Raw genomic sequence first — 19,742 nt, 5'->3', positions numbered from 1 at the left:
TATTGACTGGGCGATCGATAGTAATCACAGGCTTACCATCCACCCGCTCTAATCTAATTGGGCTTGGTAAAGGATTCTTGGTTGAAAGTGGCGGGGCTAGATCCTTTACTGTTTGTGCGAATGCGTCTGTCGTTGCGATCGGCAGCATACAAAAACAACTCAAGCTCAATCGCATTATTGACTTGCTTAACATATCTAATCCGTCTAACCTCACTAGCAAATTGGGCGCGAATTGTTGACAACTCTTGTAATTTATTCTCGACATCAGCAATCTTCGATCTGATTTCCGCAATCCTAAACTGGCGCTCTTGTTCCGAACGGTTATATTCAGCCAGAGCTTTTTGATATTCCATCTGGGTTTGATTTTGCTGTAAAGCCAGCCTTACCGATGCCTCTTGAGAATCGTATTCTTTCAAAGCCCGATTCGCCTTGGCAGTCTCGAACTTTCCAAGCTGAAGTTGAAGCATTGCCTCTTCCTTCGCCAAATCAGACTTAACCTGAGCCAGCTTTTCACTCTCATGGGCTTCCACTCCAGACGGTAAATCTTTAGCATCAAGAGTAGCTATGAGATCGATTTTTCGCTGTTGCAAACTCACTTGATTCTTAGCTCGTTCTACCTTAATGCGCTGAAAATCTACTTCTGATTCAAATTCAGCAAAGCTCTGTGGAGGCAGTTCAGGAGCTTTGCGTACTGCCAGAGGTTCAATCGGTTTCGATGGCTCTAGTGATAGTCTTTTGATAGTTGCTAGGTATTCAGAGCGTTGCGCTTGCAGTCTTGTCCTTTCGTCCGTGCGATCGCTAATGATGGCATCCTTTTGCAAAAAATCTTTTTCTTTAACTTTCAAGTCCTTGGGGTCACTCAAGGTTAAAGTAATTCGCAATAATCTAGGCTGTGTCACCGATTCCTTGGGTGCAGTAATCCTGTTTCCCTCTGATTGCGCGATCGCAAAGGGTAATTTCCCACCAATCCAAAACCCGAAGCTTCCGCCAATCCACCAAATAGCGATCGCCACTAAAACTCTCTCTCTACGAGATTTGCGCTTTTGTTCCCTATGCTTTGCCAGTTTTGCCAATACCGAAGATTTCACCTTCTCGGCTGCACCACTTTCGATCATCCGTTGGGCGATCGCTTCCGCTAGAATCTCTGGTAGATTGTCATATCGGTTCATCACTACGCACCTTTAAAATTGCTTTTCCATTCAAAATAAATGAGTCCATAATTGGCTCTAGATTTGTTTTTTGAGCATTTATTAGTTCAATTTGACTGCCTGATAGTCGAAAAGTATTAAATGTTTTTTGTTCTAGGGGAAATCGCAAAGATTCCACATTATCGACAAGCAAATTGCCAGAAATAAAAGCATTGCTAGGCACTGACTGAAGCCATTCAGACACAAACATATCTTTAGGCTCCACCTCGATCGCCTGTATCGAAATATTAATTCCTAGTCTTGTCTCTACGCTACTCGGTCGTATTTGAGACGCACTATCTTTGCCAATCTGGTACAAATCGCCGCGATTATCTCTAGCAATGATTGAAGATTCGCCGCCCGACGCAATGACCTTAAATTCTTTCTCCTCAATCTTTTCGGACGTTGCCTGATTGATGCCAGAAACCTTTACAAAAACTTGCTGACTGCTTCCATACTTTTTAAACACATCGGCAGCGGTGTCGGCTCCTCGGAAAAACGAGCGCTCAAACAGTTCAGCAATACCACCGTTACTAATGAAATTGCAGCTAATGATTAGCAGTGCGATCGCTATGGCTAAAATCCAATATTCACCATTTCCACCAGTGCTAAGTCTAGCTTTGGGATTCCCTGGTATTACCAATCTCGAATTACTGGGATAGAACGCAGCAACACCGCTTTTGGTAAAGGCATCAGAGAACCAACCAAAGAAATAGCCGATCGCAATGCCGAGCCATATTTGCCAACTAAACCATAGAGCAGTGGGTGCGGTTATGGCTGTCACAATACCCGTGGCAAGAAATGAATGAGTTACCGACCTATGGGCAAACTTACCTTCTAGGTATTTGGCGATCGGGTAAAGCACCATACCTGTATAGGATTTCGTGCTGTCCACATCAGGCAGTTGGGACGCGATCGCACTTGCCACAAGAACGACGGGATCGGCTGTGCCAATAATCAACGATACAGAGCAAGTTGCGATCGCAGCATGTGTTATCGAGAGCATTGCTTAGCCTCCTCGACTGACATCACATCACCCATTTCCGTGACTGGTTCGAGCAGAAAATCCTCTAGTGGCTCATCTCGCCATTTCAGATCGTCAATTTGCATCGTCGCGTAATAAATTGCGCGATCGCAGGAATCTCGACGATAAACATTGACCCATTGTTCGGGTTGAAACTGCTGATATTCGTCTCCGTAAATGCCCTTAATCATTTTTGGCGAGATAACACAACGTCTCTAAGCATAGTCAAGGCTTTTGAGACTAAGCAAGGGCAAATAGCTTTGCCATCTCGACATAAGATTAAAAAATTTATTATTGACGAGATGGTGATTTCCGTAAATTATCTTTAATCGGTTCGCGTCTCTCTTCTTTGTCTGTGTCTTTTTTGTCCTGGTCTTTCGGTTCAGATTTCTTATCATCTTCGTTGAAATCAGATTTCCCCTTCTGATCTGGTTTTTCTCTAATCTCTGGACGCTCCAATTTTTCGATTTTTAAATCATTTTTTCTTTCAAGAACTGGTGGTTTGACATTCGGAAACAGTACTTGAAACTTCGCTTTAACTTTTCCGAGACTTGGGAGATCTCGTTTATAGCCCTTTACAAGTGGACTGATTAACAACGTCTCATACTCTGACTGAGAAATTTTTTGAAGTACTACTTTTTTCGTTTTCCTAAAATTACGCAATCTTTCGCCACTCTTTACAACTTGTATCTGCGGTGTTGGTTCATCATTGCGAGTAACTGCAACTTCACCCTCTAAAACTTGAATCTGGTCGTTACCGTCTTCATCAATTTCGAGTAAATAAGTTGTTCCGCGTACACCAGTATTTATTGAAGAGGTACAGGCTGAAACTGCGCCATTGATTAACACACTACCTTTCAGTAATTGAGCACCACAGCCGCCCACAGTTAGAAGAGAGTTATGACTGAGGCGTGCGATCGCATGATTGTTAAATTCAATCTCTGTACCTGATTCACCTGTCCTGATTCGCTCTTGTGATTTGGCAATATCATTAACAGCCGCTTTGCGATCGTGGATAAATACCTGATCTCCATCTAGAATTTCTGCAACCTTAGCGGATTGAATATCAGCGTTAGGTTGAGTTGTAGATGTAGTAGTTGTTGTAGATACAGTTGGATTAGCAGTAGTGATATTTGCTGGAGTTTGCGAAGAATTTGGTGAGGGTTCACTGTTGCTACAGCTAGCAATTAGTGAAATAAAAATTAGAAGTAGTATTTTTTTCATATTAGGCGTGAAAGTAGCGAAACTGTCAGCCGCCACAATAATCTTGTATTTCTATACTAGACTGCTAAAAATTAAGGCATTAATATACTTGACACACCAAGCCTAAAGTTTTAGGTTTTTTTTCGTTTCTGCTTACAATTGTGGTTAAATATCATTTTCAAATAAATCTCCTTGCTTTTCAGTAAATAAGTCGCTTAGATAGTCAAACGAACTTATTTCGTCTCGCAGTTTAAAAAGTCTTCTTTGAGCTTGCCTAATAACCAATAAATACTCAGTCGGATAAATAGATATATTTCCCTCTTTTATTTCCCCACTATCTAAACTGCGATCAACGCTTGTCCCAAAAACATAGCAATTAATTTTTGTTGTGGAAGGAACTCTACTTCTGATTTCTCTAGCATATTTTTTCACCTGATCTATTTCGTCATACCCAATCGGTAATTTAGCTCTTTTTAGCTCAAGTATAACTACTGACTGAAACCCTGACATCTTTTGTCTATCATCATTTTCTGCTGTGTCACGGGCATAAACAGAAAGTGATGACTCATTAGGGATGACAACAAAATCTGGACGGTTTCTTAATCTAGAAACATCCTCTTCTTTAAATAATTTTCTAAGTGTAGTTGACAATTCTCTGTTAGATGCAAATTCCAAAGAATCGTATTCATAACCTAAAACCCAAAGCCCACGGTCAAATAATGGCTGTAACTGATGAAGTTCATCGGCAGATTTTGTATCTAAAAAGTGTTCCATTTGAATCAGTAGTTTTAGCCTCCATTCAATCTCCTGTAAAACTCTTTTTGCGTCTGTTACCGACCATTCATCCAATATTCCAGACAAATCATCTAGATCTTGAATGTCAAAATTAGAAAGTTTTTCAAGTAACAAATACCCTGTTCTGGATTTCTCTAATTTCGCTAAAGTTGCTACTGCGTTTTCGAGATCTCTAGCATTAATATTGGGGCAACTTATTTGTATTTCTTCGGCAAATTGCTCAATATGTTCTCTTGATAATAACGGTAATCTTGCTATTACATTTCGATTTGCATCAATGGCTGCCTTCTTGTTTCGTTCTCTTAAATTTTTAGTTAATCCTCTTAAATCATCTTTGATTGCTAATGATACTTTTTTCTTTACCTCATTAACTAAAACGGATGAATAGAACCCAGACCAATCAGGTTTAATATTGCTTTTGTCTTCACCTAAAATATTTGCCATGACTATATAAGTATAACGCTTTGCTTCTGTATGCCTTGCATCAAGCAAAGTACCATCAAACCCCTCCCAACTAGGCATTCCGACAAGTCTTTGGTCTACCCAATAGCAAATCCCATTCTGCTTGCTAGTTCTACCAGTTTTTTCGGAATCAAAGCGTTTAATAATAATTTCTTCTCTGTTATCTAATAATACCTTTAAATCATTAGAAGATGCATGGAGATCCTCAAATTTTACAACTTTCCCATTTACAGAAATATTAAACTCAGGATCAGCAATAAACCGCGATCCTATAAAATCTAACACTTCACTCTCTAGTAGATTAAATGCATTCTTAGTCGCTGACCCATAAATTTTAGTTCCAGTAAGATCTGTTGAACTTTCATCCTTAACGTCTATGTCAAAACATTTTTCTCCAGAAGCTCTTTTCACAGAAGCTAATACTAAGATTCCATCATTTTTTATTTCAACAAAATATTCCTCGCAAAAGCAGAACATCGCATGTCTACCTATTCCATTCTTACCGTAAACCTTTCTTTTTTTAGGAGTTTTTTTGAAAGAAGGCTCAACAGTACTTCCTTGTTCTTTTATTCGGTCGTAGGTTAAATCTCTCCATCTTCTTTGGAACTGCTCTTTAGACATGCTATTTCCATTGTCTTCAATAGAAAAAATACCACCCTCTTGATTTGGTAAAATAATATCAACTTTGTTAGATCCAGCATCCCAACTGTTAGCAACTAGCTCAACTATCGCAAAATATGGATCTGTCATTATACTGCCAACAAGTCTAGGCAAAAATTCATCTCCAAAGATTGGAGACCATTCATTGCCAGATATGTTTGCGATATTAAGTTGATGAGACTGACTCATTATTTTTTTGTTAAAAGGTTGCCTAATGTAGTATCTATAAAAGCATTTAAAGTATTTTAGCTTTATTTAATTGATTAGCAAACAAATTTCTTGAAACTCGTTTTTTTGTCTCTAGCAGTATTGCATTTAACACCACTATCGTATATAACTATTATATAAACGAGGGGGTTAAAAGAATTAAATGAGCGAACTACCACAAACCTTACAGGAAGCAATCATCTATTTTGCAGATCCAGAGAAAACATTTGAAACGGCTGTAAATCTTCGTTGATCTAATGGTGTTACTTGCCCTCATTGTGGTTCTAAAGAAGTTGGTTATACTAGTACTCGCAAAATCTGGAAGTGCAAGAATAAAGAGTGCACAAGCAATTCACTATTAAGACTGGTACTATAATGGAAGATAGCCCTTTAGGTCTTGATAAGTGGTTAATCGCTATCTGGATGATTGCTAACTGTAAGAATGGTGTTAGCTCCTATGAAATCCATAGGGCGATCGGTATTACTCAAAAGTCAGCTTGGTTTCTACTACAAAGAATTAGATTAGCAATGCAAACAGGCAGTTTTGAAAAAATGTCTGGTGCTGTAGAAATTGATGAAACCTATGTAGGTGGTAAAGCTAGATTTATGCACAGAGCTAAACGCGCTAAGCTTGGTAGTCGTGGTACTTCTGGCAAAACTATTGTTTTAGGTGTTTTGGATAGAACCACTCGCAAAGTAAAAGCTAAAGTTATCTCTAGTACCAAGAGAGAAGTATTAACAGAAGAAGTTAAGGAAGTTGTAGAAACAGGTTTTACTGTATATACAGACGCTCATTCTGGCTACGATCTACTAACTGATGAGCAATACATTCACATGGTTATTGACCATGCTAAAGCTTATGTAAATGGTCATATTTCGGCTAATGGAATTGAAAACTTTTGGAGCTTACTAAAACGGGCTTTAAAGGGTACTTACATCTGCATAGAACCTTTTCATCTATTCCGTTATTTGGATGAGCAATGCTTTTGTTTTAACCATCGTAAGAGTAATGATGGCGAAAGATTCGTTTTTGCTGCTAGCTCTTTAAGTGGTAAAAGACTAACTTATAAAAGTTTGATTGGGAAAGAGGCTTAGAAAGTTTATATCTTGTCTTTTGGAGATTCATGAGATTTAAGATTTTGTTTGTCTTGAATCTCTGACTTATGGACAGAAAACAACTTTTTCGCTAAATCCGTAAATTGATTCAATTCGCTACTTCCGTTATCTTCCGTATTATTCTTTTTTTTATAACTCATATACATAAAACCTATTAAATATTCTTATGAAAACTGTGTAATTAAAGTTTAATTATTTATATTATGCTTCTAAAGGATTCAAGCAAAACTTAATATTGAATTTGCATAAATTAAGTTATGCTATGTTTTAAGAAAAATAATTTTTTTTTACCATAACCTTAATTTAGTTGAGGTTTGTCGTGTTAGATATTAATATTGTTGCTAACTATATTTGTTTATGCCTTATAGACGCAGGGGATACGCCTTCTGTCCTTAAGCTTCATAAACTTTTATACTATGTTCAGTCATGGTATTTAGCTCTTAATGGCGAACCTATGTTTGATGAAAAGTTTCAAGCATGGGTTCATGGGCCTGTCTCAAGAGTTATTTATAACCGATTCAAAGACTCGAAATCTATGTATTCTCAAATAGATATTGAGGATTTAGATATTGTGGATCTTGAGCAAGAGTTTTTATCCATCCCCGAAGAAGCTAAGGAGCATATAGAGAATGTGCTTGAAAGCTATGGTGATTTAAGTGGCGTAGAATTAGAAAGGCTCACACACAAAGAAGATCCTTGGATTAAAGCTAGAGTTGGTATTCCTAAATACGAAAGATCCGAAAATTATATTTCAGAAGATGAAATGAAAAAGTATTACGAAGAAATGATTACTGTAGAATAGAAATAGGTATGGGAAGATCGAATGGTAGAAGTAACCCAATACCCAAAAATATATCTGGGAAAAGCCCAATAAAACGAGAGAAAACCTCTATTACTACTAGATCCAATGATTCTAAATGGAGGTTTTCTTTTTCTTATTGGCAGCAGCATAAACATTTTGGTTTAAGTTGTGAAAAGGTAGATGCAAAATGGTTTATATCACTATTAGAAAGATTAAAAATATTATCAAATATAACTATTGAAGAAGTTTCTACTTCTAATAGTGACGCATGGAGATTCCATAAAATCGATTGGCGTTGGAGAGGTATTCAGACCACTAAAGAAGAAATTGACTGGATACCAAGTGAGTACCTTCGGGAAGAAGAATTCGGTTTTTTTCAATTTAATATTTCTAAGGCTTTTGGGCGCGTTGTTGGATTTTTTGATGAAGATTATATGTTTCATATTGTTTTTTTAGATCCAATGCACAATATGCAACCTTGTGATTTTAGTAACTATCAAGTTCGATTTACTCACACGCTTTTAACGCCTTATCAAGAAAAGCAACAAGAACTTTTATCTCTGAAAAGCCATTTAGAAAAATGTTCAGAGGAAACTTGTGCCGTAAAAAATAGGGTGCAAGAGATGACTTCTGAAGATTTATATGTCTCTTTAAATGAGATTTTTTTCAAAGATATAGAGATCTTGAAAACAAAAGCAAAATACACCTATATTCAAGACATTTTAATTGACGCGATTGATTTATTACTTGACAAGCACGATCTAAAAAGTTAAGAATACGCCAAGCGTGATCGCGTAGCGTACACTTTGCGTTTAGCATTGCGCTGTTCTCTATTTTCATCTTCATAGCGTTGTTTAGCCAGTTTAGCTGCTTCACTAGCATTAGTCTTGGCGATCGCCTCATCGGTCAATTTTGACTTGTTATAGCAAGATTTACACATACCTTTTGAGTAGGCTACGCGATCGGTATGAGGGCATGTAGTAGCAAAAGTTTTTTCTTTCTTAGGTCGTGGCATAGCTTATATAGCAAAAAAAAGAAAGATAGGACATATTTATATATGGCTTCCCTAGCAATAGAGCTTTTTAGATGCTAATGCTATGTCCTAACTAACTCTTTTTTTGCTATATCCTTATCTCTTACTTCCCAATTTATGTAAGCGTATCATACGATAGTGGTGCTAAACGCAGCAGAAAATTAGAAATGCAACTAAAATTACTTAATACGGGAAATACGTAGTGCAAAATACGCAATTGTATATCAAAATCAATTTAGTAATATATTTTGGGAAGTATGTCCACCACTATCGAGCAGCTTAAACCTGATTTCAATAAACCTCCTATTGTTGAAAAGGTAATGGGGCTTGAATTTGAGCGCTTAGCGCAATGGGATATACCTTACTTTGGTGTGTACTGGCAGCAGATTAAAGATACTTACCCTGAATTTGAGATAAAACCAGCTATTGTGTCAAGGAATGGACAAGAATTTATTCTTGAATTAGAACCTGTGCCTCTAGTTCGGTGTTGGTTTAGGCATAAATCTGAGACTAAACTACTACAAATTCAACATGACAGGTTTATCTATAATTGGCAGAGTCCAGCCGCTTATGAGTTATATCCTCATTACGACATAATTCGTCCTGAGTTTGAGGTTGAGTGGGGTAAATTTTGTAGTTTTCTAGAGTCTAATCAAATAGACTTACCAAGTATCAAACAGTGTGAAGTTACATATGTTGATCATTTTGTAAGGGGTAGGGAGTGGAATACTTTGTCAGATTTGCCAGATGTCCTTAATTGTTGGTCTGGTTTTTCTAATAACTTTCTCCCAGAGCCTGACTTAATAGCAATTCAAACTTCTTATACATTGCCAGACAAAAATGCAAAAGTGGTTATTGAAGTTCAACCTGCAACAGTTAATAATGGAAATCTAGAAATAATTCAGCTTAGAATCGCTTGTTTCCAGAAGCCGATCTCATCTGAAATAGCTGATGTACTTACTTCATTTGATTTTTGTAGAGATATGGCAGTAAAAACCTTTCTTGGTTTAACCACAGATAAAATGCAAGTTTTATGGGAAAAAAGGAGCTAATCTATTATGTCTACACTTGCTTATACTCCATCTAATTTTGATTTTTTTAATCAAAATTCTTTTGATGATACAACTGTAAAATTCAGGCAACTTAATGGGTATAACTCCCCTCCTAAGTCGAGAAGTAAACGACTAAAAAAACAAGAGTTGCTTATTGTAGATCGAAATCTGGAAATTCAAGAGCGGGATATTTCTATTACTCCATTAATGTCATATGTAAAGCCAGCTTCTATAAATAATGAGCTAAGGTCTTTTGCTACTGAAGTTAGCGATGCTATTCCAATCTCTTCGCCTATATTCCCATTGCAAAATCTTGAAATTGGATGGGACGGCTATGGTGCTGAACCATTGTCTCAAGAGGTATTATTAAGAGCAAATCAGATATGGAATGAGATCAAGAAAATTATTAAGAATGAGAAAAACCTGCCTGTAATTCATCCAACAGCTAATGGTTCAGTCGCTTTTAGTTGGACTCGATTTTATCCTCAAAAAGAACTAGAAGTTTCTTTGATTGATAACAGTACTTTTCTCTGTGAGTGGCTTCTTAGTGGTAAATATAAAGATATAGAAGGAGAGTCAAAATCTTTGCCAGATTTATGTGCAATCATTAGGGAATATATGGAGATGTAGTGTGGGGCGCTATCCTAAGTCATGTAATGAGGTCTTAGCAGAAATAGAAGCAAGGCATAAGATATTTGTTGATAGTGGCTGGCAACCACTTGTAATTGATAGTCAATCTATTTTATATAGGCTTGTGATGCGGGATCGGATTGACACTAATACAAATAAGCCAACTCCTTCTGACTTTGATAATTTTGGTTTGTCGGTTTATGTTGATTCTCCCGATTTTCCCGCAATTGATATTACAGAAATCCTTGCTAACAATAGCAAGTTCGTTGCCGTTGTATCAATTCCTGCAAGTTTCATGATTGAGTTGGGATTTGAGATAATACATGATCCACATCCAAGTCGTACAGGAGAAGCCCAACACTCTAATCATGCTCAGGTGATTTGCAAGAAAACTCAGGGTAAGAAGAACCAAATTAGGGATAAATGCAACTGGGTTATATGTCCAGACCTGTCTAGCTTTAATTAAGTTTTTTTACAGATTTGCAATCAACTCAAACCTAGCCCCAAGCACGAAAAAAAATGAAAAATTAGGCTTGGTGTGTCAAGTATATTAACGCCAAAATTAAGGTGGGTTCAGATATGTTGATGCAAATGAATAGTTGCTATTTAGCAACTTTATAAAAAGTTGTGTCCAGAATTTGTACATTACTTTCTGATAAACCTACGACCCAGCTTAATTTTTCTCTTTCTGCGTTTAATTGCTACATGCTCACAATCAATAACCTCTGGTTTAGGCGGATGGTGTTCGCGCCAAATGGCAAGCGGCGAAACTTTGAGGAAGATCATCATGATTGGCACTAGGACTATAAATAGCAATCCCACTAGAACTGCAATACCTGCAATGATCGCCAGTGCGATCGGGACTAAGCAAACTAGCCCCAACATTCTCAGAACTCTGTTCACTATTCCAGCCTCGTTTTGTTCCTAGAATTTGCCCTCGTTACCAATATCCGCAAAGTAATGGCACTAATCGTAAAGATCCCACCAATGATATACAGTGACCTGTTACCTAGTCCTAAACCAATCAACCGCACCACACCCACCATGCTTAGGGTTGCAATCAAAAACGGTGTGCCGTCGATGTAATCGACGCGATCGCCTTCTTGATCTTGAGCCAAATTTAACGACTGCTCGCGCACAACTCGCCTTGCCAGAAATGGATTACCCCCACATCTTTGCTCCAGTAACGCAAGCTCTGAAGCTGGTAACTTCAGACCGATCTCTGTTGCTTCTTCGATCATGATTTCTCTAATTTGCAAACTTTCGAGCGCTTGCAAATATATGCGGGGCATTTTTAAAAATAAATCTTTACGGGGAGGATTTACGGCAAGCATCAGTAACAGTGCGCGATCGCCTAAGCAATCTTGCAACCAGTAGCGAAATGTAGAGGGGTAACGGTGAGCATCGTCACAGATTAGTATTGTCTTAGGACTATACAGATAGTCAGCGATCGCATCCCTAAGACCATCGGCGGTAAGGGGCTTACCCGTATTAGGATCGCAAGTATCACAACCCAGTTGATCGGCAATTTCAATCAAAGTATTTTTGGCACTGCCCGTATATTCTGCAATGGCAACAGTCCAACCACGTTTTTTAAATTCCGATCTCACCTCGGCGGCGATCGCACTTTTGCCCGATCCCTCGTCACCGACGATTAATAAACTTTGATTTGTTTCTAAGCTGGCGATCGCTTGATTAATTTCTGTCTGTCTAAAGTTGTCCATGCTCTGGTGGTTTCAATCTGTCACTTTTTTGCATGATTGCATCAAATGCTTGTTTATGGTGACGATCGCTAATCCATCGGTGGTAGGTTTGGGAATGGACGATCATGCTGTGCCCCATCTGTTGGGCTGCTAGTTCTAACGAAAGCCCAAACTCCATTGAACGAATTGCCCAAGCGTGGCGCAGATCGTAGGGGCGGAATGGGATTTTATATCTTTGAAATTGCTTACAGGTTTGTTTGCCTGAGTCTTTACAGTTGGGCAGAATAGGGGTTTTAAGATTGAATAAGTCAACCCATTCTGGATAGATAGGATAGACTCGGCGATCGCTACTCAAGCTTTTATCACCTCGCACAATTAGCACTGGCATAGCGTCAAATTCTAGAAGTACTAATTCTTCTGGTCGAATACCATAGGCACTAAGAATTCCATACGCCCACTGCCATGATGGAGTTTTGATTTTAAAATACCATTCTTGAATTAGGGCATCTGTGGGGATATCACGAGGCTGTACAGTCGTTGGGGAATAATTACCTTTGTATGGCTTCAAGTCAATTGCAACATCTGCAAACTTGAATAATGCTGAAATAGACATACAATATCGACTGCGTTTTCTTGTGTTTGGAGCAATCTTAAAAATGGCAGCGATCGCTTTATCTGGATCTAAACTATCAAGAACTTTAAAAGGATCGCCATATTCTTGCTTCCAAGTTAATTCACTAATTCCCTGAGCAAGTTTGTGTTGTCTAAATTTTTCTACCCAAACATCAAAACTGATTTCAAATTGATCTTCTGAGGCGAGATAAGGAGTCCAGTCGAACAAATTTTGATCGAGTAAAGCACTGATCTTTCTTGCTTCCGACTCGGCATAACTAATCCCTGCTGGCGTAGCGCTTACACCTAAAAATATGCGTTGCCTGTGCCAATCTTGGCGATTTGCTGTTGGCTTGGCGGGAAATGTCCCCCTCAGCAAAAGTTTTTCACCGCGTTGTTCAATCGTGCAACGCGCACGCAAAGATTTAATACGGGCATTAGCTTGTGCTAGTCTTTCCATATATATAATATTTCAATAAGTTTTTCCAGCCCACCTCGCTACAGGTGGGCTTTTTGCATTTTATATCACTACCTCAGACAGTGACCAAAACAGTGACCACTTTACCCAAAAATAATGACCGATTGTGACCATTTTGGGCTATTCCACGCACAATAAAAAAGACCTCAATCTATTGAGTTCTTTGCTTACAAGGTATATGGTTTGAGGAACAGGGTTGACGAGGATCGAACTCATGACCTATCGCTTAGGAGGCGATCGCTCTATCCAACTGAGCTACAACCCCATATAAAAATATGATTTAACTAGTTGTTATACAGCTAGTTTAGATATTATAACAATTGCCATTCAAAAAAATAACAAAAACCCTAGAAGCCTGTCGGAGAAACATCATTTCTTGCTAAACAGATTTGCTGTATGGTGTGTTAGCGTCAGCGTAACGCACAACTGCGGTTATTGGGCGCGTTACGCTATCGCTAACACACCCTACGAAAGCAATTTGGGTTTTCCCCAACAGGCTTCTAGAAATTAGTCTCGGCTAGTAATCGATAGACCTTCAACGATCATCGCTGAGCCGAATAGCGATCCATGCCACTGCCGATCGCTACCTACCGCAACAACATGATTGAGCGCATTATAGACATTCCCAGAGATCATCGTGTCCTTGACTCGTCCGATAATTTTGCCATTTTTCACACGATATCCAAGATCGACATTAATCGAAAAATCTCCTGATACATCCGTATCATCCCCTAAGACTTGATCGACGATTAAGCCATTTTTTAAAGTTGCCGCCAATTCCAAAATATCGCCTTGGATTGTTTGACTAGCAGCGATCGCTAAATTAAATAGCCCAGGACTAGGATAGTTGCCCAAATATCCGCGAAAGCCGTTACCTGTGGCAGCAATTCCCAATTCCTTACAAGTTCGCATATCGCCGTAAAATCCTTGCAAAACACCACGATCGATCCAACTAGTTTCCAGCGTGGGTGAACCTTCATCATCAAAGGGCGAACTGTAAACCCCAAAATCTGGGTGTTGGGTAACGGTAAAAATATCCGAAATTACTGGTTGTCCAACTTTATCTAGCCAAGGTGTCGTTTTTTGCTGCACCTGCCTCCCACTCATAGCGATCGCGACTACACCCCATAATAAATCTACTGCTTTGCCCGTAAAGATCACAGGTGATTTCCCCGATGGTGCAGGTGCATTTTTCTTCGCCCAATCGAGATATTGCAATACTTTTTGGGCGATCGCTTCAGGTGGCAAATTACCACGCTCCGATTGACCATACCAAACATTGAGAAAGTCATCTCCCCGCGTCAACTCTGCACTCAGAGAGCCGTCCACTGTAATATCGGTATAGCCACAGTCCAAACCCTTACTATTAAGAATTCGCACCGTTTCTTGTCCACAATCCCAATCTGCTCCACATACTGCTTCAGGATAATGATCAAGAACCTGCGCGATCGCCTGTTTACCCCAATCAATCATCTGCTCAACCGTAACTTCCTGCCCATAGAGTTTGGGATAGTCAGCCACAGTTGATTCTCTTAATAAAATCTCTTCAGGTTCATTCAAGGCACTCAAGGCGATCGCTTGTTGTACCAAGTCTTCTGGTTCTACCGCACCATAGGCGATCGCTAAGCCCACCCTGCCATTTTTCCAAATCCGTAAGCCCACACCCTCTGAGTCAACAATCTCTAGCTGCTTCAGACGATTTGCTTCAAAAAATACTGGGCGTGAAACTGAGCTTGATGCGTACACTTCAGCGGCTTCAGTCCCAGATTTGAGCGCAAGTTCTAATAATTGTTCGGGATTAATTGTCATGATGATCGCTAGCTTATAAAAGAAAGCGCAAAGCACTTTCCTTTATAAGCTTAGCAGGACAGCTATTCGACACCTTCATATCGCCATGCAACAGGATCAATCGCTTCACCATTGACATATAGTCCCCAATGCAAGTGTGGGCCAGTGACTGCACCCGTCGCTCCGACTGCGCCAATTACTTGCCCAGCCTTCACAAAATCTCCTTCTTTTACATAGATTTCGCTGAGATGCAAAAAGATACTTGCTACGCCCTGACCGTGATCCAAGCCAATCGTATTGCCATGCAGAAGAAAACCTTGCGATACATTACCCACTAAGCGAATATAACCTGAAGCTGGAGCTACCACAGGAGAACCAGTCCCTCCAGCATAGTCAACACCACGATGGTAATAGTCATTGGCAAACTCGCCATTGTAATAGCGCTGCACTCCAAAACCTGTCGTAATCTCACCATCATTTGGTCTTAAGAAAGCTCCGTTCCAGAACTTCTGGGGAGTAACTAATTTTTTAAAAGCCGAAACCTTATCCCATTCATAATCTGTTGGTTCCGATCCGCTACCCGAGTCACTAAGCCAAATACTTTGCGTAGGAAATTGGCGATCGCCTAATTGCATCGGCAAAGTTTGCTGTAAACCCTCGGCAGTCACCACTACTTGTCTTAGTCCCGCCTTATCAAGTGGAGTCGTAGGAATAAATGCTCGCCAACGATTTGGAGACATCGCGAAAGCGGGAAATTGCTTGCTATTCATCGATACTGTTGGTGGTGTTGCCGTAGATTTATCAGTTGCGATCCAAACTGATACCGTATCACCAAGTTTTGGCGTATTGGGTCTGAGCATTGCTTGCAATGCATCGGCACGGGATACACCAAACATTATGGCTGCGATCGCCGACAGCAAACTCAGACCAATTAGTAATGGTAATTTGAGAGAGAATTTGAATGGATTGGCAACCATAACAACATTACTGAAAAATAGGAAGTACTCATCGCGCCTTATTTTAACTTTATTTCAACAATTCACAAAATCAAAGCTAAAAAAAGAGTGATAGAGCAAAGACCTATCACTCTTTTTTTAGCTTTGATTTTGTCCTGTCACTAATTAGTTTAAAAATGGCGATACTTTTGAAGATAGAGAGGAGCTATAAACTGCACCAGGACTAGCTGCAAATGCTGCACTAGGATCAGAAGAAAAAGCCGTAACAATTGTCGAACTAATACCAGGGTTAGCAGCAATAAAAGCAGGATCGAGGATCACCAGAGCACTTGCGATGCCAGGACTCTGAACTATAACAGTCGGAGTAGTGATCGGCGTTGGAGGAGCTGCTACGATAGAACTATCGGGAATAGTAATATTCCCACTGTTAACCTGCAAACTGACATTAGTATTTGCAACTGGGGGAGTCCCAATTATTAAAGCGCCAGAAATAGATGTAACAAGCGCATTAGTAACGGTTGTTGGAGCAGCTACGAAACTTGCAGTTCTACCATCATTGAATACAACGCCACCTGTTGTTGTGCCGCTCGCAGTTAAAATCGAGTTCACAGCAATATTTGGAGCATTCGATGATGTAAGACTGGTTATTGTCCCAGCACTTGCTGAGATAGTGCCAATGGGACTGAGCAGCGAATAACTGTTAAGAGAAATTGCTCCATTGGTAAATACGGTTCCAGATACAGTTCCAGTAAATGGAAGATTTGTAAATTGAGCAAAGGCGGCTTCGGTGGAAAGAGTCGCGATCGCAGCGGCAAGAGGCAGCCCGAAAGCAAGAACACGAGAAATAGATTTCATATTGATCATCCTCATAAATTAATAATTTAGAACGTGAACGTTGTTCGGACTGCCCCAATCGTGACAGTATCACTAGTAGCAGTATTCCCAGGATTGAACACAAATACTACTCCTGGGGTAATGCTAATATTTTTGGAGATCGGAAATCTGTAGAATGCTTCGACATGAGTGGTTGAGGCTGGTTGAGAACCAGGAATACCACCTGTATTGCTCAGAATACTTGGAAAGTTAATATTGCCACTCAGGTTACTGCTGGTGATACGCGGAGGCTGACCAATGTATAAACCAATCAGATCACCTTCCTTGAGTATATCAAGAAAATTAGCAAATGTCATCCAGTTAAAAGTCTCAACTGAGCCAGAAAACCCAGAATTCCGAATACTTGATGTCGTAAAGCCTACCCATCCGCCAAGATTGAAGTTTCGGGTCGGCTGCCATGACACTGTGCCGCCAAAGGCATTGGTGCTGAAATTTGATGGCACTGGCGCAACAACACCAATAATTGTGTCCCCAATCGAACTATTTAATGTGCCGTTGTTTGTGTAGGAATTGAGGTAGTAAAGAGCAACATCAACACGCTCAAATACGTTGGCAGCCAACTGTACGCCAATTGAAGTTGGACCACCAAATAAGCCCCCATCTCCAGTTGCACTAGCGGCATTTCCTGCTGAGTAAACTCCCTGTAAGCTCACATCCCTGCCAATTTTCCAGTCAAAGCCTAGCCCAGCCTGTCCAGCATTGAGACTAATCACAGGATTTCGCTGAGCAAACAAAGAAATAGGTCCGCTTCCTGCACCTTCAACCCGATTTGGTCCTCGGAAGACGTTAATTGCATTGACACCTCTTGCACCAACGATGATGCCAAGATTACTGCCAATTAGAAATCGATAGTTGAGATCACTGAGCGTAAAGGTATTACCCGTACTGCCTTCATACCCAAGACGAGTAAAGCTATTGTTTAGCGCCGCAAAGCTCGTAATTGGGGCATCGGTTGATAGGTTACCTGCTTGTAAACCAGTCAGCAAAAGTCCGCGATCGGGAAACTGTGTAACCAGACTCAGTTGCGCTAAGTAGCCAAAGCTAACATTAGTTGCAGGATCGACAACTCTAGTCCCAGCGGTTCTGGGAATGTTAGAAGTATTATTTAATCGTCCTTGTAAACCAAAGATGGCTTGACCATAAAGTTTAGTCGTGGTCGAGAATTGCTGTGCTTCGAGTTTGGCAGTCTTCGCATCTAGAGCATCCACGCGACCACGCAGAGTTGCAAGTTCAGCTGCAAATTCTTCTTGAAGTTTTTGTAAAGTAGCGAGATCTTCTTTGCTGACCTTATCGGCTAAACCTGCGGAGATGATTTCGTTGATCTTATCTAAGCAAGCATTTAAACCAGCTGCAAATTCATAGCGGCTAGTTGCTTGTTTGCCACGAAAAGTGCGATCGGGATAACCAGCAATACAGCCATAGCGCTCAACCAAAGATTGCAATGCAGTGAAAGACCAGTCAGTGGGACGGACATCGCTGAGTTGGGAAACAGAGCTAACGCCTTCAGCTTTCTTATTTACAGGACTAGAAACTAGCTCTTGATTAATTTGGTGAATAATCGCTGATTCGCCCGTTTTCGGTTGACTGACAGCTTGGGATGGACTGACAACCATCGGATCATTACCAATAGCATTAATCAGACTAGACTCAGATTTAGAACTTAAATTACCCTGATTTGATTGCGTTTCGGCATTAGCACTGAGGCAGAGAAATGCTGAACAGGAGACAAATGTACTAAGCAGTAGTAACTGACAACTTTGCTTAGATGGACAAAATTTTATAGCCAACTAAAATAATCCTCACAACGAAAGGAAAAAACAATGAATACCTTAATGTTTTATTGTTAATCGTTTTTTTTCGTTGTCAAGTTCTTTTTCGTTTCCTGTAGCAATATTTTACAAAAGGAAATGGCGGCGCTTTGCGCCGCCATTTCCTTTTTGGCTTTTACTCCCTTCCCAGTCAAGAAATAGTCATGCTGGGCAAAGCCCAGCATGACTATTTCTTAGTTTTATATGCCTATTTCTTTAATGGGAAAGGAGTATATGATCTAAGGAATCAGGGGAATCGTAGCGCTACGAGTAAACTGCTCATAGGCTGAATCTAAATTAAGTGGATATATCGCTTTAAATTTGTAGTCTTTGTAAGCATCAGGAATTTTGGCATATTTCTCAATAACTTGCTCTTTAGTTAGAATCTGAGCTTTCCATTCCAGAGCCGTACGTTCTAACCAACTAAAATAAGCTTGTTGTGCTTGTAAGCCCGTAATATCGGTAACGTCACCATGACCTGGGACCACTTTAGCTGTGGGGTAAGTAGCAATCAAGCGATACAGACTTCCTTGCCATTGACGAATATCACTATCACCAGTGTAAGGAATACGCTTGTTAAATACCATATCTCCCGTAAACAAAACCTTGGCATCAGGGACATAGGCAACCAAATCAGTTCCTGCCGAATGACCATCTACGCGCTCAATTCGCACTTGGCGATCGCCTAACCAAAGATCAGTTTGGCTATTAATAATCACCGTCGGCGGCGTAACACCACCAGTATTATTTTTACCACTTTGAATATATTCACGAATTACACCACGCCCAAGCACAGGAATTTCACGCTTGACAAAAACTGAATTTCCACCCGTATGATCAAAGTGATAATGCGTATTTAAGACATACTTGATCGGTTTATCAGTCAATGATTTTATGGTAGAAATCATCAGTTCGCCTAGTTCAGATGTTTGGAACGGATCGATCACCAACACACCATCACTACCGATCACAAAACCACCATTGCAAATCGCCACCGCAGGATTAGCGGGTGGAAAATCAGTGCTAGCAACTAGGGCATAAATTCCTTGGGCTATCTCTTGCAGTTGTAAACCCGCATTTTGCAAGCTTACAGTTTTAATACTTGTCTCCGCAGATGGTTTTTGAGCCTGAATTTGTGGCTGATTTCCGGCATCAGCAGGGCTCCAACCATGTCCGAGCATTATCGACATTACTGTAGCGATCGCCGCTAACAAGAATGCCAAAAGGTATTTAATCTTTAGCTTTTTCAGCATCTTAATTCCTTAGAGCTAGATTTTGAAGCTTAGCAGCTTCAAACATAGTGTAAACCAAATCAAAATCCAAAAAGGAGAT

At 40.0% G+C, this 19,742-nt stretch carries 21 protein-coding genes, 1 tRNA gene and 1 pseudogene; 7 read left to right on the top strand and 16 right to left on the bottom strand.

All coding sequences use genetic code 11. The features are described 5' to 3' along the window. Positions 1-53 precede the first annotated feature (53 nt). The 5 genes from PseudUWO311_RS03405 to PseudUWO311_RS03385 all read right to left on the bottom strand — a co-directional run bounded on the left by PseudUWO311_RS03405 (position 54) and on the right by PseudUWO311_RS03385 (position 5,421). Positions 54-1,169: a hypothetical protein gene (locus PseudUWO311_RS03405; protein WP_142653661.1), complete on the bottom strand. Its 1,116-nt coding sequence runs from the start codon at positions 1,167-1,169 to the stop codon at positions 54-56. Then, positions 1,156-2,193 carry a metal-dependent hydrolase gene (locus PseudUWO311_RS03400; protein ID WP_142653660.1) on the bottom strand — a complete coding sequence of 346 codons (1,038 nt, stop codon included), beginning with the start codon at positions 2,191-2,193 and terminating at the stop codon, positions 1,156-1,158. The genes PseudUWO311_RS03405 and PseudUWO311_RS03400 overlap by 14 nt, the downstream gene beginning before the upstream one ends. Then, complete coding sequence (locus tag PseudUWO311_RS03395) at positions 2,181-2,402, bottom strand: hypothetical protein (protein WP_142653659.1); 222 nt, start codon at positions 2,400-2,402, stop codon at positions 2,181-2,183. The genes PseudUWO311_RS03400 and PseudUWO311_RS03395 overlap by 13 nt, the downstream gene beginning before the upstream one ends. Positions 2,403-2,502: 100 nt before the next feature. Next, positions 2,503-3,435: a FecR domain-containing protein gene (locus PseudUWO311_RS03390; protein ID WP_142653658.1), complete on the bottom strand. Its 933-nt coding sequence runs from the start codon at positions 3,433-3,435 to the stop codon at positions 2,503-2,505. Between the two features lie 144 nt (positions 3,436-3,579). Further along, on the bottom strand, positions 3,580-5,421 hold the full coding sequence (locus tag PseudUWO311_RS03385) for an ATP-binding protein (protein ID WP_190303380.1): 1,842 nt from the start codon (positions 5,419-5,421) through the stop codon (positions 3,580-3,582). Positions 5,422-5,830: 409 nt separating this feature from the next. On the opposite strand from PseudUWO311_RS03385, the pseudogene PseudUWO311_RS24815 reads away from it, so the two are divergent. The 4 genes and pseudogenes from PseudUWO311_RS24815 to PseudUWO311_RS03365 form a co-directional block, all read left to right on the top strand. After that, positions 5,831-5,914, top strand: a pseudogene (locus PseudUWO311_RS24815) (hypothetical protein); the annotation flags it as partial. Then, entirely contained in the window at positions 5,914-6,633 is a 720-nt protein-coding gene (locus tag PseudUWO311_RS03375; RefSeq protein WP_142653656.1) for an IS1595 family transposase, read from the top strand. The pseudogene PseudUWO311_RS24815 and the gene PseudUWO311_RS03375, both read left to right, overlap by 1 nt. Before the next feature lie 340 nt (positions 6,634-6,973). Next, positions 6,974-7,456, top strand: coding sequence for a Panacea domain-containing protein (locus tag PseudUWO311_RS03370; RefSeq protein ID WP_190303379.1), 483 nt, complete (start codon positions 6,974-6,976; stop codon positions 7,454-7,456). A gap of 8 nt (positions 7,457-7,464) precedes the next feature. Next, positions 7,465-8,229, top strand: a complete 765-nt coding sequence (locus tag PseudUWO311_RS03365) for a hypothetical protein (RefSeq protein WP_142653654.1) — start codon at positions 7,465-7,467, stop codon at positions 8,227-8,229. On the opposite strand, the gene PseudUWO311_RS03360 is transcribed toward PseudUWO311_RS03365, so the two are convergent. Beyond that, on the bottom strand, positions 8,226-8,471 hold the full coding sequence (locus PseudUWO311_RS03360; protein WP_142653653.1) for a hypothetical protein: 246 nt from the start codon (positions 8,469-8,471) through the stop codon (positions 8,226-8,228). The genes PseudUWO311_RS03365 and PseudUWO311_RS03360 overlap by 4 nt on opposite strands. 275 nt (positions 8,472-8,746) lie before the next feature. On the opposite strand from PseudUWO311_RS03360, the gene PseudUWO311_RS03355 reads away from it, so the two are divergent. Genes PseudUWO311_RS03355 through PseudUWO311_RS03345 form a run of 3 tightly spaced genes read left to right on the top strand, consistent with a single transcriptional unit; the run spans position 8,747 to position 10,637 of the window. Beyond that, positions 8,747-9,541 carry a TIGR04255 family protein gene (locus PseudUWO311_RS03355; protein WP_142653652.1) on the top strand — a complete coding sequence of 265 codons (795 nt, stop codon included), beginning with the start codon at positions 8,747-8,749 and terminating at the stop codon, positions 9,539-9,541. Positions 9,542-9,547: 6 nt separating this feature from the next. Beyond that, positions 9,548-10,171, top strand: a complete 624-nt coding sequence (locus tag PseudUWO311_RS03350; protein ID WP_142653651.1) for a hypothetical protein — start codon at positions 9,548-9,550, stop codon at positions 10,169-10,171. A gap of 1 nt (position 10,172) precedes the next feature. Continuing rightward, positions 10,173-10,637, top strand: a complete 465-nt coding sequence (locus PseudUWO311_RS03345; protein ID WP_142653650.1) for a hypothetical protein — start codon at positions 10,173-10,175, stop codon at positions 10,635-10,637. A gap of 179 nt (positions 10,638-10,816) precedes the next feature. Here PseudUWO311_RS03345 and PseudUWO311_RS03340 read toward each other — a convergent pair whose 3' ends face one another. From PseudUWO311_RS03340 to PseudUWO311_RS03300, 10 genes are all read right to left on the bottom strand, one after another. Continuing rightward, on the bottom strand, positions 10,817-11,074 hold the full coding sequence (locus PseudUWO311_RS03340; protein ID WP_142653649.1) for a hypothetical protein: 258 nt from the start codon (positions 11,072-11,074) through the stop codon (positions 10,817-10,819). Further along, positions 11,074-11,895, bottom strand: a complete 822-nt coding sequence (locus tag PseudUWO311_RS03335; RefSeq protein ID WP_142653648.1) for an ATP-binding protein — start codon at positions 11,893-11,895, stop codon at positions 11,074-11,076. Before PseudUWO311_RS03335 ends, PseudUWO311_RS03340 begins: the two co-directional genes overlap by 1 nt. Beyond that, positions 11,882-12,946: a site-specific integrase gene (locus PseudUWO311_RS03330; RefSeq protein WP_142653647.1), complete on the bottom strand. Its 1,065-nt coding sequence runs from the start codon at positions 12,944-12,946 to the stop codon at positions 11,882-11,884. The genes PseudUWO311_RS03335 and PseudUWO311_RS03330 overlap by 14 nt, the downstream gene beginning before the upstream one ends. 209 nt (positions 12,947-13,155) lie before the next feature. Then, positions 13,156-13,229, bottom strand: a tRNA-Arg gene (locus tag PseudUWO311_RS03325). A gap of 242 nt (positions 13,230-13,471) precedes the next feature. Next, complete coding sequence (locus tag PseudUWO311_RS03320) at positions 13,472-14,773, bottom strand: TldD/PmbA family protein (protein ID WP_142653646.1); 1,302 nt, start codon at positions 14,771-14,773, stop codon at positions 13,472-13,474. A gap of 62 nt (positions 14,774-14,835) precedes the next feature. After that, entirely contained in the window at positions 14,836-15,729 is an 894-nt protein-coding gene (locus tag PseudUWO311_RS03315; protein WP_142653645.1) for a M23 family metallopeptidase, read from the bottom strand. Between the two features lie 144 nt (positions 15,730-15,873). Next, the gene (locus tag PseudUWO311_RS03310) at positions 15,874-16,563 is read right to left on the bottom strand and encodes a hypothetical protein (RefSeq protein ID WP_142653644.1); all 690 of its coding nucleotides are present in this window, start codon (positions 16,561-16,563) and stop codon (positions 15,874-15,876) included. A 26-nt stretch (positions 16,564-16,589) separates the two neighbouring features. Next, entirely contained in the window at positions 16,590-18,389 is a 1,800-nt protein-coding gene (locus PseudUWO311_RS03305; RefSeq protein ID WP_142653643.1) for an iron uptake porin, read from the bottom strand. A gap of 56 nt (positions 18,390-18,445) precedes the next feature. Then, a complete protein-coding gene (locus tag PseudUWO311_RS23890) occupies positions 18,446-18,595 on the bottom strand; it encodes a hypothetical protein (protein ID WP_190303378.1) in 150 nt (49 codons plus the stop codon). Positions 18,596-18,649: 54 nt separating this feature from the next. Beyond that, complete coding sequence (locus tag PseudUWO311_RS03300) at positions 18,650-19,663, bottom strand: MBL fold metallo-hydrolase (RefSeq protein ID WP_142653642.1); 1,014 nt, start codon at positions 19,661-19,663, stop codon at positions 18,650-18,652. Positions 19,664-19,742 lie beyond the last annotated feature (79 nt).

The organism is Pseudanabaena sp. UWO311, assembly GCF_006937785.1.
In the GTDB taxonomy this organism is placed as follows: Bacteria; Cyanobacteriota; Cyanobacteriia; order Pseudanabaenales; family Pseudanabaenaceae; genus Pseudanabaena.
This window is presented reverse-complemented; position numbering and strand designations above follow the sequence as displayed.